Here is a 16,079-nt window from a genome sequence, read left to right as displayed (position 1 = left end):
GTTGAGTGCACCTTACTTAGCGGCAATACTGGGATGGCTCCGCTCTTGCCCAGTATGAAAGTAATAGCCATTTTTACCATGCGCTTTGGCGGTATAAAGCGCATCGTCGGTTAATTTAAATAAGTCACTGGCAGTATATTGCAGTGATGGCGTCATCGATGCGACACCAATGCTGATCGTGACATGATCTGCATTATTGGGCTGCTTATGTTTTAAGTTGAGCTTTCTGACTGCGTGCAGCGCTTGCTTGGCCGCATAAACGGCAGCCTTATGGTTTTGGCCTGGTAACAGTAAGACAAACTCTTCGCCGCCATAGCGCGCAAACAGTGCACCAGCGCGACGTTCGATAGCATTGAGAGCATTAGCGATAACGTGTAAACATTGATCACCAGCGGCATGACCATATTGGTCGTTGTAGGATTTGAAATTGTCGATATCGATGATTAACAAAGATAGCGGTAGCTGGTGACGTTCTGCACGTCGCCATTCATCGTTAAATTGATTGTCGAACGCACGGCGATTAGCAACGCCAGTGAGAGGGTCACATTTTGCCAGCAGTTCTAGCTGTTGATTAGCACTTTGTAATGCCTGGGTACGCTCTGTGACTCTATGTTCCAACTCTTTATTTAAGCGGATCAGCTTTTCTTCCGCTTGGCGCCGAACCAGATGCTGAGACACAATAAAACCAAACTGTTTCAGTAATTGTCGATGATAGTCTTGCAATGGTCGGCCTGAAATTAAGTTATCGCAAGCTATCCAGCCCACGGCTTTGTCTTCATCCCACAGTGCCACATAGGCATTCCACCCTGACCCCACAGGCTCTAAATCATGATAGAGCTCGGTATTGGTGTTGATCACAATATATTCTTGGCCTTTCAAGGCATGCGATGAAAACCAATGATCTGGTATCGCGGACTCAAAATAGTGTTCATCCACAGTTGCACCGCTCATATCAGTGCCGTAAGTCCCGTGCATTCGCAATTTTTCATCGAAAAGAAAGATGGCCATTCTGTCGATATCGAGCTGTTTTTTTGCTTCATCGACGGCAGTAAAAAGCATTTGATTGATGGAATCAGTACGCCACAACATAAAGGAAATGTTGTGAAGTGCTTGTAATTGCTCAAGCAATGCCTGTTGGTGAAATGAGTGAATATGGGGAAGCACTTCGCAACTCTCCTTGTTATTTTTGTTTGTGTAATAAGGTATTGTTAGCGAAATTTTAAGACTAAAGGTAGGGGCAGTTCGCAAATATGGGTTACCTTAGTTGCATATGAGGTGAAGTGTGTAGAACGTCACATTTTTAAGCCAATTGTAGGTTGCCTTACAAAGGCAAATGCGCAGGATTGACTCAAGTGCTACCAGTGCACTTGAGACGAAATGTGATTTGGCTTACCAAGGGATGCTCGTGCCATCAACGTTGTAAAGTGCGCCACTTTGAGATGGCGTGAGATTATCTAAGGCGTTTTTATGCCTGTAGCGGAAACCTGTGCATTAATTAAAGCATTGGGGCCACCCATTGTCGTTTGCAGCTGTGAGCAGTAGCCGATTGGGTTTGGTTCATAAACTCAATATTGAGACACCAGTGTCTTGGTGATTTTCGCTAGGGTTGTAAGTAGGGAATCTGATGGGTGATGGTTTATGAAGCTGCTATGGGGATATGCGAAACGTGGAGTAGGGGTCATTGAAAGAGGTGCTATGATAGCGGCTGCGCTTTTATTAGTGAGTGGCTGCGAGAGTGCCCGCCATGAGCAGCTCGTTGATCTCGGCTTTACTCGCCCTTATTTAGATGGCTATCAAGATGGCTGTCATAGTCGAAAAGAGCAAGCGATCACGCATCTTGATGGCTTTCGCCAAGATCCAGAACGCATGCTAGGTGACAGGAAGTACGCCAATGGTTGGCAAGACGGTTATGACCAATGTTATGCCAGCAACAGTAATTACCATTAGTGAAGAATTATAGAATAGACAGATATAAAAACAGCAGCTTTTTAGCTGCTGTTTTTTGCTATTTAGTGTGAACTACTTCTGAGGATGATAAAAGCGTTTTAGCTCATTCATTACCTGCATCAGCGTTGATAGTTTAGGTCGACGTTCATCTTTGACCTTATAGTCTTTATCGTAGACTTGATAGTTGCCATAACGGTCGACAACTGTGGTTGAGTTCTTTTGAATAACAACAATGTCTTTGCTGTCACCGGCAATGACCCATCTACGATCGGGGTCGATGGCAAATAAGTTATGACCGCTGCTGTATTTGTCACTGGTCGTTGAGACATTGAGCAGTGTTTCCATGAGAGTAGGAACAACATCTAAATGGCTGGTCATCGTCGTAATGACTTCTTGATCATGTTCTGGCCAGTGTATGACTAAAGGCACTTTGAGTTGATACTGGCTGTAGTTACTGTTCGAGCCCCAACTGTTGGTGCCCGTTTCATTAAACTCTGTACCGTGATTAGAGGTAATGATAACAATAGTATTATCAAGAGCTTGTTGTTGCTCTAATGTGTCTAAAATCTGGCTAACTAAGCTATCAGCGTAGTAAGCGGCATTACGGTAGCTATTTTTAAGTAACACATCAGGATCAGTGATTTTGGTATTTTTAGCTGTTGTACTGAGTGATGGCGTAAAGGTCGGGGTGTAATCGCCACCTTCTTCAAACTCTTGTACCGACAATAGCTCAATATAACTGAACCAAGGGCTGTCATCTTCTTGTGTCGTGCTTAACCATTGTTGCCAGTTACTAACAGCAAGTTGATCATTTGGGGTGACTTCCTCAGAAGTATGGGCTGCTAGCTTTTGCTGTTCGAATAGCGTTTGGTAATAAATCGGAGCAGTAAAGTTATCGCTACTAAATAAGCCAAATTGATAATTACGTTTGTTCAGCGTAGAAACGAGAACAGGATTCGTCGCTTCGGTACGGATACTTTCAAGGTAACTACCGGGTAAACCATAAAACAAGCCAAAGATACCCACAGTATTATCATTACTGGTGCTGAAGTGATTGGTGTAATTTAGGTTCTGTTCGGCAAATTTAGTTAAATTCGGCATGGTGCTGCTTTCGACCATGTCGCTACGTAGGCCATCAACCATGACGATCAGAACATTTTGATTGGTACCTTGGTCTGAAAAGCTGAGTTTTTCAATTGGGTAGCGAATGAGCGGTGTTTCAGCATCACCTTTTTGTTCTTTTCGTTTAGTGTACTCATTGCGGTCGATAAGACCGTGTTTTTCCATGAAGTTTTTTGCTGTCATTGGGTATGACAATGGAAAATTAGAGCGTTGCATTGTCACTGGGCGATACAAAAATGCATCAGCCCAGATATAGACTAAATGGCTGCCTAAGAAACATAAACCAAAGACCAGTGCGATAGGGCCACCCACATGTTTGCGGGTTAACTTTCGTAATTTACGCCATAACCATTCGGACAGAACTAGCTGCAACAAAAAGAGAATAGGCACAGCAATAAACAGGTATTGCCAGCGTGCATTCAGTTCACTTTTCTCACCACTAAGCAAAAGATCCCAAACTAATGGGCTTAAATGGAGATCCAAGGTGGTATAGGCATAACTGTCTAAAATTAAAGTGGTTAAGCCTAAAGTGGCAATAAGCACTGCGAATAAACGCATTAACCGCTGAGAAGGGATCAGAAAGCTAGCAGGAAAAATGATGAGTATATAAAACCCAAACACAAGGAAGCCAAAGTGACCCACCCAACTTAGCAATAAATACAGTTGACCGAGTAGGGTTACTGGCCATTCTGAATGCACAATATATCGCGTGCCAAAAAGCATGGCAGCGATGATATTGAAAAAGCTAAACCAGTGTCCCCAGCTGATCAGCTGAGATACTTTGTCTTTGTAATTGTTTCCGCTAGCGACCATATCTGTTTTTTCTTCTCTGTCTCTTGGGCAAAGTATCTCTGTTAGTCTTTGATTGTGGTCTGCAGTGCTTGGGCAAATTTCTCAGCAATGGCTTTTCGTTGGCCAGCTGGTAGATCAGCATTGATGATGTTGGTAGCAATATTGCCCACAACCATCAGAGCAAGTTCTGCTGATGCATCGTGTTTTTCTAGTACGTCAAACATATCACTGATGATTTGTTCAACTTTGTCGTTACTGTATTTTGAAGTAATAGGCATAGGAAGTCTTGTTTAAAGTTTACTAAAGCGGCTTATAATAACCTACACTTTTGGTTAACTGAAAAACTTTTCAATTATGAGCCTGACACTTTCGAACGTTATTCTGCACCAACTTACTAAGAATGATAAAGATGAATTTGAAGTTCATCTTAGAAAACAAACACTTGATCACAGTGAGTCGACCGAAAACCTTGTTGCTGAGCTCCATCGAGTATACAGCAGTAAAGGTGCAAAAGGTTTTGCTCACTTCTCAGAAGAGAGCGAATTTAGCCATTGGCTGAAGCAATGTCGCACTAAAGAGCTCGATTTTCTGTCATTTTCTGACCAATCAGCAAAACGTTTACAGGCCGAATTAGCAAAATATCCTTTTGCTGAAGCGGGTACGCTTGTAATGGCTGAATACCAATCATTGGCAACTGATTATCTTTTCATCGGTTTAATGCCAACTTGCCATAGCATGAAAGTGACTGAGCAACTCGACATTAGCGCGACGGATTATTTGGATGTCGCAAAAATGGATATTGTTGCGCGCATTGATCTTTCTGCATGGGAAACGGACGCGGAGTCTAAACGTTACCTGACCTTCATTAAAGGTCGCGTTGGCCGTAAAATTGCAGATTTCTTCTTAGATTTTTTACAAGCAGAAGTGGGTTTAGACGTTAAAGTTCAAAACCAAGTGCTGATGCAAGCTGTGGAAGACTTCTGTGCGGATTCGCGCCTTGATAAAGAAGAAAAGCAACAATACCGCAAGCAAGTGTACGACTACTGTAATGAGCAACTCCAGGCGGGTGATGAAGTCACTGTTAAAGAGCTTGCTGGTGAATTACCACCATCAGAAGATGGTACTGATTTTTATCAGTTCACTTCTCAGCAAGGTTACGAGCTTGAAGAAAGCTTCCCAGCGGATCGTACTGCAATGCGTAAACTGACTAAATTTGTTGGTTCTGGTGGCGGTATGTCTATTAATTTCGACAGCATGCTACTGGGTGAGCGTATTTTTTATGATGCCGATACGGATACCCTAACTATCAAGGGCACGCCGCCAAATCTAAAAGATCAATTACAACGCCGCTTGAATTCAGATAACTAAACCTGTTATCGATTCAAGGTGTAGATAAAGCGGCTGGGGTGATTGACCTCTGTCGCTTGACACGCATTTTGAATATGGCGTAGTGACTCTCTTCAAGTATTACATGGAAGTTTGTTGGCTTAACTAGGCATCGTTGTCTAATATTATGCTTGCAATATTAACTACTTGCGTTTCAGGAGCAGACATGGATGACGACAAGAGTACTGCCTTCTCATCAATAGCAATCCCGCTGACAAAATTACTTCCAACCAGACTTTTGTGGTTATCTCGTGCTCTTTTTGTGATCGCTCTATCCGTCGGGGTTGCTTTTGCCTACTTATACATACAATCCAGCCGATTAGCGACGCTAGAAAATGACGTTGAACAACTGCAAGCAGAGGCCTTACGCCTGCATAAACAAGCGGTTGTGAATCGGTTTGAATCTATAGATCAACCAAGTAAGATCTCAATTGTGTTTCGCCAGCGACTGCTACAGTTAGGTAGCCATGCAGTAAGTGGCGAGCTGCAAGTAGAATTAAATCGTTTGATGCTACAAGGTAGTCAATACGCCGAGCAACTAGATGTCGCCTTGATGAGTCATGACGCATTTAGCAATATCGCTTCAACTTTGATCGCAGCGCAGCAAGATAACGAAGATCCAATGTTGGAATCCTTGTATCAGCAGTTGACGTTAGATTTATTAAGTTTATTGAGCCAAGAGCAAATCAGTAATGATATGGCTTTAGAGCCATTGAATCGTTCGCTACTTTCTGTTGATTTTCAGCAGCAACAATTAACGCCAGAACGACAAGCTCAGGCACAGTTTGTGATTAGGTCTATATTGCCAATGCTATCGCGTTATATGCAGTATTTGCAGGCGATTCATGATATTCATCTCACCCCCTTTGACGAGACATATAACAAGGTCTTATTTCAGATCAAAGAGGTTCGTAGCCAATATGCACAAGGGCAGTTGGTGCTGTTTGCTGTACTCGTTATTTTCCTTACATTAACAACCTTGTTACCTGCATTCTTTCAGGTTGCACCGAAGAAGCTACTGTCACACCTTCCAATCCCTGAAGCGAAAGAGTCTGTTGCCGTAAATAACGAAGTTCCACTAAACACCGCTCAGTTGCGATCAACCACCACAGAGGCCGCTCCTAATACTAATGCTACCCAAGAGCAAGTTGCGCCATTAAAAGGTCAACCAAGTCATCAAGTTGCCATTCAGCCAGCGGTAGAGCAGGAAACGCCATCGGTTTCATCACCTGTGAGCACGACCGAACTTTTTGATGTTAGCCATATCTTGCATTGCATGGATGACGATCTCGATTCCGTTCTGATGTTACTGGAGATTTTCGTCCAAGAGCACAATAGTGATGATGTTCATTTTATGGATGCGCTTGAGCAAGGGCGTATTGAAGACGCCGCTCGTATCGTTCATAGCTTGAAAGGGGTTGCAGGCAGCATAGGCTCTAATGCATTGAAAAATATCGCTGAGCGCTTAGAGATAGCAATTAAACAAGAAGATATGATCGTTGAGGGTGACAGCATTGAATTAGGCACTATCCTTAATGATGTGGTGAAAACAGTACAGGATTACCTAGAAACGCAGGGTATAACGGTTGTCATAAAAAAGCATAAGTCTGAAAAGATTGCGGTAAAAGATAGCTTGAGTGATGCAACAGTTAACGAATCTATCGATGCCAGTGATCCCCTTACTAAAGGTGAACATTTTACGGCGGAGGCGAAACAAACAGGAAAAAAAGCAGACTCTACTCCAAATGTACGCGCGTTAATCGATATTAAATACATGATGACAACCATGGATGATGACATTGATTCGGTAAAGATGCTGTTGGCGATTTTTGTTGAAGAGCATGTGAACGACGGTAAAAAGTTATTGCAACAAGTGCATGGCGTTTCTGAGATACCTGAAGAAGCCATTCGTATTGTGCATAGTATTAAAGGCGTCTCTTCTAGCTTAGGGGCGAATCCGTTAAAAGTATTAGCGGGTAATATTGAAGCTAGCTTTAAACAAGGTCTAGTTGTGAGTGATGCCGATTACCGCGCATTTGATACGTGTTTGACTGACACTATTTCTGCTGCAACCTACTATTTAGAGGCAGAGAATTTAGCCATTTATGAAGAAGGGGTAGCCTAATCGTGTGGTTGCATCAATGAAGCCAAAAGTGATTGCTTGGTATCAGTCGATTAGTTTTAAAGGCCTAGCTTTGCTATTGGCGCTTTTACTGATGGTTGTACTGAGTATCGTTTATGTGATGGAGACTGTGGGTGTTCAGCTTTCTACCCAATCGGCAGAGCAAAAAGTCGCAGCCGAATCAGAAGCGGTAGGGCAATCCATTGTGCAACTTGGCGCTAAAATAGAGAGCGCAGCGCTGAGCTTATCGAATGCTGTTGAAACGGTAGAGTCCCCAGAAGTGCTTGACCGTTTTTTCCAAAACTTACTGACGAACCCAGCAATAGGTAAATTTATTGCTGGTGGTGGGATTTGGCCTGATGCCTATAAAGATGATCGTCAGTTACTGAATAGTTTGTTTTACACCAAAAATAGTACGGGATCAGTAGAGCGTATCGACAGCTATAACAGCCATTTATCGGCCCCTTATTATGCGGCTGAATGGTTTGTCCCTGCTCGGTGGTTAGCTGCGGGTGATGCGTATTGGTCACAATCCTATACCGACCCTTATACCGCAGAGCCAATGGTGACCTGCGCTGTACCTTATTATTCTGATGGGAAATTTGCAGGTGTAGTCACCTTGGATATCAGGGTTAAAGCACTGAATACCTACTTGATTGAACAGGGGCAGCTGCAAGGCGTTTACTTTTCTTTGCTGGATCGTTCCGGCCGTTTTTTAGCTTATCCCGAAGCGGCGAGAGTGATGGATACGTCCACCGCGGTGCCAAGCTATATATTAAGCCATGAATATTCAGAAAAAGAAGCTAGCTTTACACCGATAGCATTGGCGATTAATGACATTATGGCGAATCGTCGGCACCAGTACCAAGTGGATAAAAAAGTAGCAGGCCTTGCTCAAAAAATTGTTGAACAGTCACTAAGCATATCAATGAGTTATGCGATAGCTGTCGCGACTGAACTCCTTTACCCTGATGAAAATATGAGTCGTTCCCATCCCTTGTTTAACTTGAGTGTGGATACCGACCCTATACTCAACCAACCAGCATTTATTTCAGTAATTCGCATACCTCGAATGCAATGGATGTTATTACAAGGTGTGCCTCAGCGTGATATGTACGCGCAAGCCATTCAGCTAGAAAGGCAGCTGCTGTTATTTATGTTACCTGTTGTGGTGATATTTATTGCTGTCACATTTATCTTTTTCTATCGCCGTATTTTCAAACCATTGAAGTCCGTACGTGAAGCATTAACAGAACAAAAAAATGATGATGAATTTACGCCTTTACCCGTTTACTCGCACGATGAATTAGGGGCGCTAGTACATCGCTTTAATCAGCGAAGTGAAAATTTAATAACGGCGAAGCAACAGGCGCTAAAAGCGGCAGAAGCGAAGCAGCAATTTTTAGCGAATATGAGTCACGAAATTCGTACCCCAATGAATGGCATCATAGGGGCTGCGGGGCTGATGCAAAGTGAATCCTTATCAGGCCAACAGCGAGAATATTTGTCGATTATTAGCCATTCAGCGAAAAGCTTGATGACCTTAATTAATGACATTCTGGATTTTAGTAAAATTGAGTCGAGTAAAGTTGAGCTCGAAACTGTGCCGTTTAATCTTTACGAATTAGCACAATACGCCCATGAACTGCTTCGACCTACCATCGAGAATCCAGCGTTAGTGGATTATCAACTGCATTATGATGATGCGATCCCGGTTGAGTTATTAGGGGATCCGACTCGAGTTCAGCAGATCCTGATTAATTTACTCGGTAATGCCAGTAAGTTTACCCATCAGGGCTTTATTCATTTATATATCGTATTGGCGCAGCGAGATAAGGACTGTGTTGTGGTTGAAATCAAAGTCTCTGATAGTGGAATTGGCATACCAAATGAAAAATTACATCATATTTTTGATAAATTCTCGCAGGCAGATGAAACAACAACCCGTCGCTTTGGCGGTACAGGGCTGGGTTTAACCATTACACGTCAGTTGATTGAGCTAATGGATGGACATATTCATGTGGTGAGCCAAGAAGGGCAAGGCTCTGAGTTTACTGTCACGCTGTCATTTCCACTGGCTAAAAGCAGAGGTAATCCGTTGGTGTCTTATATTGCTTCAGCCAATACTGCTCCGCCAGAACAGCCTTTTACAGGGCTACGTTGCTTATTGGTTGAAGATAATAAAGTGAACCGCTTGATTGCGAGCCAACTGCTGAGCCGTATGGGGTTCTCCATTGATACCGCATGCGATGGGATTGAAGCGGTTGAAAAAGCACAGCACGAGTTATTTGATGTGATTTATATGGATATGCAGATGCCACGTTTAGATGGTGTGGGGGCGACGAAAGCTATTCGTGAAACCAATGGGATAAATGTAGATACCGCGATTATTGCGATGACGGCAAATGTGATGGTTGCGGATATTGCGAGATGCCGAGAAGCAGGAATGCAAGGTCATATAGGTAAACCCATATCGGAATCCGACCTTTATACTGTGACTATGCAGGCGAGAGAGGATAATAGTGCGATCACAATGCAAAGTTGATCTTTATCAAATCTTCTTTGTACCTGCGGTGGATAATATGCCGCACTATGATAGTTCAAAACCAACATTCAGTTCGTTCGCAGCGTGAACTGGACACAGTGAAAGCGATGATTCGCTTGTATTGTAAAACGCTGCATCGTGGGGCAATTATGTGCCCTGAATGCGAAGGTCTTATCGCTTACGTTGAAAATCGAATGACAAGCTGTCGGTTAGGTAATGAGAAGCCTACGTGCCAATGTTGTACAGCCTCTTGTTATCCGCCCGCGAAACGTCTTCATCTGACACATGTTTTACGTTGGTCGTTGCCTCGCTTTTTTTGGCGGCACCCGATGAAAGCGTTTCATTTTAAAATGGATAGTTTACGGGCAGAACATCGCCACACCAACCAGGCGACCACAGGGGCGAGTCATAAAGGGTAATGACACTAGCTTCTCTTTGACAATCATCTATCGAAGCTTTGGCTTCAGGTAAACAAGAAGGCTGCCATGGCAGCCTTCTTTGTATTTATGTCGCTTCAAGCTTGGTAGCGCTACAATGCAAAACCTAAAGCTGTTAACCAAGTCGCAATACGATCATCAGTGAGTTCTGGTTGACGGTCTTCATCAAGTGCTAAGCCGACAAATTGACCACTCTCTTTTTCTGCGCGAGAGTCATTAAACTCATAACCATCGGTTGGCCAAGCGCCGACTAACTCGCCGCCTGCATCTACCACTAAATCAGCAAGATCGCCCATGGCATCTAAGAAGCTATCAGGGTAATCCACTTGATCGCCAAGCCCAAATAGCGCTACTTTTTTTCCGCTTAAATCAGCATCTTCTAGCTCAGGTACGAAGTAGTCCCAGTCAGGTTGCATCTCGCCATAGTTGGCTGTTGGTGTGCCTAAAATAAGTAGCTCGTAGTCATCAAAAATCTCGCTGCTGCACCCTGCGATGTCTTGCGCTTCAAGGTTGAGTTTTTCTGCGATTTTTTGTGCTGCCGCTTCGGTATTACCTGTGTCGCTACCAAAGAAAATAGCGGTATTAAGTTGAGTTGTCATGGTGTCTCCTTTGCTGCCCGCAGGCAGCCTATCTGTAATATTTATCTAATGTGCGATGAGTGATGTTGTGATTTGAGTAAAATCTACTTCCACTCTAATAATTGGTTCAATAGCAAATGCTTATGGCTAACTTGCTGGCGTAGACGTTCAAGGTTTGCAGCATAGCGTTCTGGGTCTTTACGCTGAACCTGCGTAAAGCGTGCTTCTCGGCTAATGAGCGCTTCTACGTCTTTCTTCGGTGGTTTCGAGTCCAGTTGCAGTGCGGCGCGGCCTTTCTCGGTACGGCGTGGATCAAAGCGGAACAACGGCCATAGCCCTGTTTCCACCAAGAGTTGCTGATGCTCGACACCTTCTGCCATATCAAAACCATGGGTAATACACGGTGAGTAGGCAATAACCAGTGATGGACCAGGGTAAGCCTCGGCTTCCTGTAGGGCTTTAACGGCATGGTTCATGTTGGCACCAAGGGCGATTTTGGCGACATAGACATTGCCGTGCATCATGATGTTTACGGCTAAGTCTTTACCGTTGCTCGCTTTACCTTGGGTGGCAAATTTTGCCACAGCACCTGTTGGGGTTGCTTTTGATTGCTGGCCACCTGTGTTGGAGTAACCTTGGGTATCCATCACTAAGACATTAACGTTATCACTGCCTGACAGCACATGGTCGAGGCCACCAAAGTCGATGTCGTAAGCCCAACCGTCACCACCGACAATCCAGTTACTTTTTGCCACGAGATCATCTGCACTGTTGATGAGTGCTTGATGCGAGAAATCAAGTTGCGCGCGTAGTTTGTTGACGTTATCACGCTGACGACAAACGGCGGCTTCGCTGCTATCAAAAGCGTCATTGGTGAGTTGTTCACGTAATTCAGTTGGGATCACATCGGCCACTTGATCCAGTAAATGCAATACGCGATCGCGCTTACTGTTGAGCGCCAAGCGCATACCCAGACCAAATTCAGCGTTATCTTCAAATAGAGAGTTTGCCCACGCAGGACCACGGCCGTTTTTGTCTACCGCATACGGTGTTGTCGGTAAGTTACCACCGTAGATAGAAGAACATCCTGTCGCATTGGCAATTAACATGCGATCGCCAAACAGTTGAGTCAGTAGCTTGATGTACGAGGTTTCCCCACAGCCTGAACAGGCACCAGAGAACTCAAACAAAGGTTGTAGCAGCTGGCTGCTACGTGCATCGATTCGCTTTATGTCGATGCGAGCAAGTTCTGGCAATTCAGTGAAGTACTGGTAGTTTTCACTTTGGCTTTCAATGTGTTCAACTTTTGGCTGTAAGTTGATGGCCTTACGGCTTGGATCGTCTTTATCGCTTGCAGGGCAGGCCATGGTACAGAGGTTACAACCAGTACAATCTTGTGGTGAGACTTGGAGGGTGTATTGCTGCCCTTTGAAATCACGTTGCTTGTATTCTGTGACTTTGAAACCTTCTGGTGCATCGACTAAGTCATCAGCATTGACGGCTTTTGCTCTGATTGCTGCGTGTGGGCAAACTAAAGTACAGATATTACATTGGGTACAAAGATCTTCTTCCCATACTGGAATGTCTTGGGCAATGTTGCGTTTTTCCCATTGACTGGTGGCGGTTGGCCATGTGCCATCAACAGGGAATGCACTGACTGGCAGTAAATCACCTTTGTCAGCCATCATCATGGCGCTGACGTGTTTGACGAGATCGGGGGCGCGTTCGCTAACAACTGCAGGGCGAGAGAAAGTGCTGGTGACTGTGCTTGGAATCGTCACTTGCTCAATACGGGCAACCGTTGCGGCCACCGCTTTTTGGTTCGCTTCGACAATGGCTGGGCCACGCTTACTGTACGATTGCTCAATCGCTTGATTGAGTTTTTCGAGTGCCTGATCGGTTGGCATCATGTCGCTGAGTGCAAAGAAACCCGCTTGCATGATGGTATTAATGCGATTTTTTAGCCCGAGTTCGCGCGCCAGTGATACTGCATCAATCACATACATGGATAGCTGCTTATCGATGATCTGCTGCTGTACTTCGCGGGGCAGGTACTGCCACACGTTTTCAGCCGAGTGAGGGCTGTTAAGCAATAGCGTTGCTTGTGGGGCTGCGCGCTCAACCATTTCCAATTTATTGATGAATTGGAATTGATGACAAGCAATGAACTCTGCTTGCTCGATTAAATAGGGTGCTTCGACTGGGCGCTGATCAATGCGTAAGTGCGAGACGGTGGTACCGCCTGACTTTTTAGAGTCGTAGACGAAATAACCTTGGGCGTGTAAATCGGTATTTTCACCAATAATTTTGATGGTGTTTTTGTTGGCACTGACGGTGCCATCTGCGCCTAACCCATAAAATAGCGTACGAAGGCGAGAGCTTGGCTCTGCATCTATTTGTGTTTTTACGGGCAAAGAGAGATGAGTAATGTCGTCGGTAATACCGATAGTAAAGTCGTGGTGTAAGCGATCTTCTGCCATCGCGGTAAAGATAGCGTTGGCGTGGCTTGGGTTGAACTCTTTCGATGATAAACCGTAGCGACCCCCCATAATGCGAGGTAGTTGGTTAAGCGTCTGTGTCGCGACCGCTTGAGTAAGACTTGCCACGACATCAAGGTAAAGCGGCTCGCCCATTGCACCTGGTTCTTTGGTGCGATCGAGTACCGCTATGTTTTTGACACTGGCAGGCAGCACTTGCAGGAAGTGCTTGAGTGAAAACGGGCGGTACAGGTGAACGTTGAGCACGCCCACTTTTTGGCCTGCTTGTAATTGATGATCAACGGCTTGTTGAACAGTCGAGGTAGCAGAGCCCATCACAATGATGATGTTAGTGGCTTCTGGATGACCGTAGTAATCAAACAGTTTGTATTCACGGCCAGTGAGCTTAGCAAACTTCGCCATGTTATCTGCGACGGTATCTGGACACGCCGTATAGAATGAGTTTGCAGCTTCGCGTGATTGGAAAAAGGTATCAGGATTTTGTGCAGTACCACGGATACTCGGTGCATCAGGTGTTAGACCGCGCTGGTGAAATGCATCAACGGCATCTTGATCGATCATTTCAGTGATGGTGTCATCGTTGATCATCGCGATTTTGTTGATTTCGTGAGAGGTACGGAAACCATCAAAAAAGTGCACAAAAGGAATACGGCTATCAAGCGTTGATGCTTGTGCGATCAGTGAGAAGTCATGGGCTTGCTGGACAGAGTTGGCTGCTAGCATGGCAAAACCGGTTTGGCGTACTGCCATGACATCTGAATGGTCGCCAAAAATAGATAAAGCATGGGTAGCTAACGTACGCGCGGCAACATGCATAACAAACGGTGTTAGTTCACCTGCAATCTTGTACATGTTCGGGATTTTTAGAAGCAAACCCTGTGACGAAGTAAAGGTTGTGGCCAGCGAACCTGCCATTAATGCACCGTGAACAGCACCAGCGGCACCACCCTCAGATTGCATTTCAATGACTCGAGGAACTTGTCCCCACAGGTTTTTCTTTGACTGGCTTTCCCATGTTTCACAAGCTTCAGACATCGGAGAAGAAGGGGTGATAGGGTAGATACCAATCACTTCATTACAACGGTAAGCGATGGATGCGGCGGCTTCATTACCGTCTAGTGTTTTATAAATATAGTTTTGTTCAGACATAACAAGCTCCAGCGAACGAGCACTGTAATAATTTCTTATTAATGAAGGAGTGAGCCGCTTCCTGAGTGGGTAGGGTGGAAGCGACTCATGAGGTCTATCCCGGTACTGGTGTAGCACCAAGTAACGTAGGCGGGATAGATATAAAAGCTATTACGCTTCTACTACCTCAATTTTTGGTTGTGGATTTAGCATTTTTACTAAATCGTCTTTTGCGTCGCCTGTAAGCTGCAGGTTGAACTGCTGCTGTAGGAAAGCAAAGATATCTTCGTTTACAAACTCTGGTGGGTTTGGACCTAAGTAGATGTTTTGAATACCTAAGTTGAACAGTGCCAATAGGATCAATACTGCTTTTTGTTCCATCCAAGAAAGCACGATGTTCACAGGTAGCTCGTTCACCGGCACACCCATAGCATCACTTAACGCCAGTGCAATCATTACTGCACCGTAGCTGTCGTTACACTGACCAAGGTCGAGGTAGCGAGGGATCTCAGTGCCAGGGATGTTACCGAAATCATGGTCATTAAAGCGGAATTTACCGCAAGAAGAGGTCAAGATAATGCAATCATCTGGGATCGAAAGCGCAAGTTCGCGGAAGTAATCATTTGGTTTACCTGGTTTATCACAACCCGCAACTACGAAGAATCGCTTAATTTTACCCGCGTTAACTGCATCAAGAATTTGTGGTGCTAGGCCCAAAATTGTCTTGTAGTTATGGCCCGTCATTAGGGTTTCTTCGCTATCAAAACCTTCGATATCAGGCAGTGCAAGTGTTTGCTCGATAAGTGGCGCAAAATCATCTTCAAGTTGACGGCAGTTATCAATGCCGACAATACCGTAGCTGTAGAGACGATCGGCGTAATCTGCACGGCCTGTTGGTGGCACGATACAGTTAGTGGTCACTATGATAGTTCCGTTCCATTGTTGGAACAGTTTCTTCTGATCGAACCATGCTTTACCCACGTTACCTTTTAGGTGTGCGTATTTACGTAGTTCAGGGTAACCATGTGCTGGCAACATCTCAGAGTGAGTGTAGATATTGATGCCTTTACCTTCGGTAGCAATCAATAGACGCTCAAGCAGCTCAAGGTCGTGGCCTGTTACTAGAATACCTTTGCCTTCAGCTTTGTTCTGCGGTACGCATACAGGAGTAGGGATCCCTAAGCGACCGTGGTGAGCTTCACCCAGAATTGACATCATTTCGCTACCTGCACCACCGATTTTCATCAGTTGAGCAATGTGCTGGTCGAAGCTGAAGTTAACGTTAGTCAGCGTGAAGTACAGTGTTTCTGCGATAACATCATCAACAGATTTAGTTGCAGCACCAAGATCGTCAGCATGAGTACGGTATGCTGATAGGCCCTTTAAGCCAAAAATCATAATATCTTGGAGGCGTGATAAGTTTTCATCTTTACCACATGTGCCTTGTGTTTTACCTGTGCTACCACAGCCGCCACTTTGTGCCATAGAACACTGGTGACAGAACATTGCTAGGTTCGACATTGC

At 44.7% G+C, this 16,079-nt stretch carries 11 protein-coding genes; 5 read left to right on the top strand and 6 right to left on the bottom strand.

Annotation, left to right across the window (positions count from 1 at the left end; genetic code table 11):
• Positions 1-12: 12 nt before the first annotated feature.
• Positions 13-1,164 carry a GGDEF domain-containing protein gene (locus L4C35_RS11695; RefSeq protein WP_428463023.1) on the bottom strand — a complete coding sequence of 384 codons (1,152 nt, stop codon included), beginning with the start codon at positions 1,162-1,164 and terminating at the stop codon, positions 13-15.
• 474 nt (positions 1,165-1,638) lie between these two features.
• On the opposite strand from L4C35_RS11695, the gene L4C35_RS11690 reads away from it, so the two are divergent.
• Positions 1,639-1,947: a hypothetical protein gene (locus L4C35_RS11690; RefSeq protein ID WP_428463022.1), complete on the top strand. Its 309-nt coding sequence runs from the start codon at positions 1,639-1,641 to the stop codon at positions 1,945-1,947.
• Positions 1,948-2,019: 72 nt separating this feature from the next.
• On the opposite strand, the gene L4C35_RS11685 is transcribed toward L4C35_RS11690, so the two are convergent.
• Entirely contained in the window at positions 2,020-3,882 is a 1,863-nt protein-coding gene (locus L4C35_RS11685; RefSeq protein WP_428463021.1) for a DUF3413 domain-containing protein, read from the bottom strand.
• Between the two features lie 41 nt (positions 3,883-3,923).
• Positions 3,924-4,139 (bottom strand): YejL family protein, encoded by a 216-nt coding sequence (locus tag L4C35_RS11680; protein ID WP_048899141.1) that lies wholly within the window; start codon positions 4,137-4,139, stop codon positions 3,924-3,926.
• 76 nt (positions 4,140-4,215) lie between these two features.
• Here L4C35_RS11680 and yejK point away from each other — a divergent pair, with 76 nt between their 5' ends.
• The 4 genes from yejK to L4C35_RS11660 all read left to right on the top strand — a co-directional run bounded on the left by yejK (position 4,216) and on the right by L4C35_RS11660 (position 10,333).
• On the top strand, positions 4,216-5,229 hold the full coding sequence (gene yejK / locus L4C35_RS11675) for a nucleoid-associated protein YejK (RefSeq protein WP_428463020.1): 1,014 nt from the start codon (positions 4,216-4,218) through the stop codon (positions 5,227-5,229).
• Positions 5,230-5,413: 184 nt separating this feature from the next.
• On the top strand, positions 5,414-7,372 hold the full coding sequence (locus L4C35_RS11670; protein WP_428463019.1) for an Hpt domain-containing protein: 1,959 nt from the start codon (positions 5,414-5,416) through the stop codon (positions 7,370-7,372).
• Between the two features lie 16 nt (positions 7,373-7,388).
• Positions 7,389-9,914 carry an ATP-binding protein gene (locus L4C35_RS11665; protein WP_428463018.1) on the top strand — a complete coding sequence of 842 codons (2,526 nt, stop codon included), beginning with the start codon at positions 7,389-7,391 and terminating at the stop codon, positions 9,912-9,914.
• Between the two features lie 47 nt (positions 9,915-9,961).
• Positions 9,962-10,333, top strand: a complete 372-nt coding sequence (locus L4C35_RS11660) for a nitrous oxide-stimulated promoter family protein (RefSeq protein WP_428463017.1) — start codon at positions 9,962-9,964, stop codon at positions 10,331-10,333.
• A gap of 110 nt (positions 10,334-10,443) precedes the next feature.
• Here the strand turns inward: L4C35_RS11660 and fldA are convergent, their stop codons facing one another.
• From fldA to hcp, 3 genes are all read right to left on the bottom strand, one after another.
• On the bottom strand, positions 10,444-10,950 hold the full coding sequence (gene fldA / locus L4C35_RS11655; protein WP_428463016.1) for a flavodoxin FldA: 507 nt from the start codon (positions 10,948-10,950) through the stop codon (positions 10,444-10,446).
• Between the two features lie 83 nt (positions 10,951-11,033).
• Positions 11,034-14,576, bottom strand: coding sequence for a pyruvate:ferredoxin (flavodoxin) oxidoreductase (gene nifJ / locus L4C35_RS11650; RefSeq protein WP_428463015.1), 3,543 nt, complete (start codon positions 14,574-14,576; stop codon positions 11,034-11,036).
• A gap of 150 nt (positions 14,577-14,726) precedes the next feature.
• Complete coding sequence (gene hcp / locus L4C35_RS11645) at positions 14,727-16,076, bottom strand: hydroxylamine reductase (RefSeq protein WP_428463014.1); 1,350 nt, start codon at positions 16,074-16,076, stop codon at positions 14,727-14,729.
• Positions 16,077-16,079 lie beyond the last annotated feature (3 nt).

This window comes from Photobacterium kagoshimensis (assembly GCF_050337045.1).
In the GTDB taxonomy this organism is placed as follows: Bacteria; Pseudomonadota; Gammaproteobacteria; order Enterobacterales; family Vibrionaceae; genus Photobacterium; species Photobacterium kagoshimensis.
The sequence above is the reverse complement of the archived record's forward strand: the minus strand, read 5'-3'. Positions and strand labels throughout refer to the sequence as shown.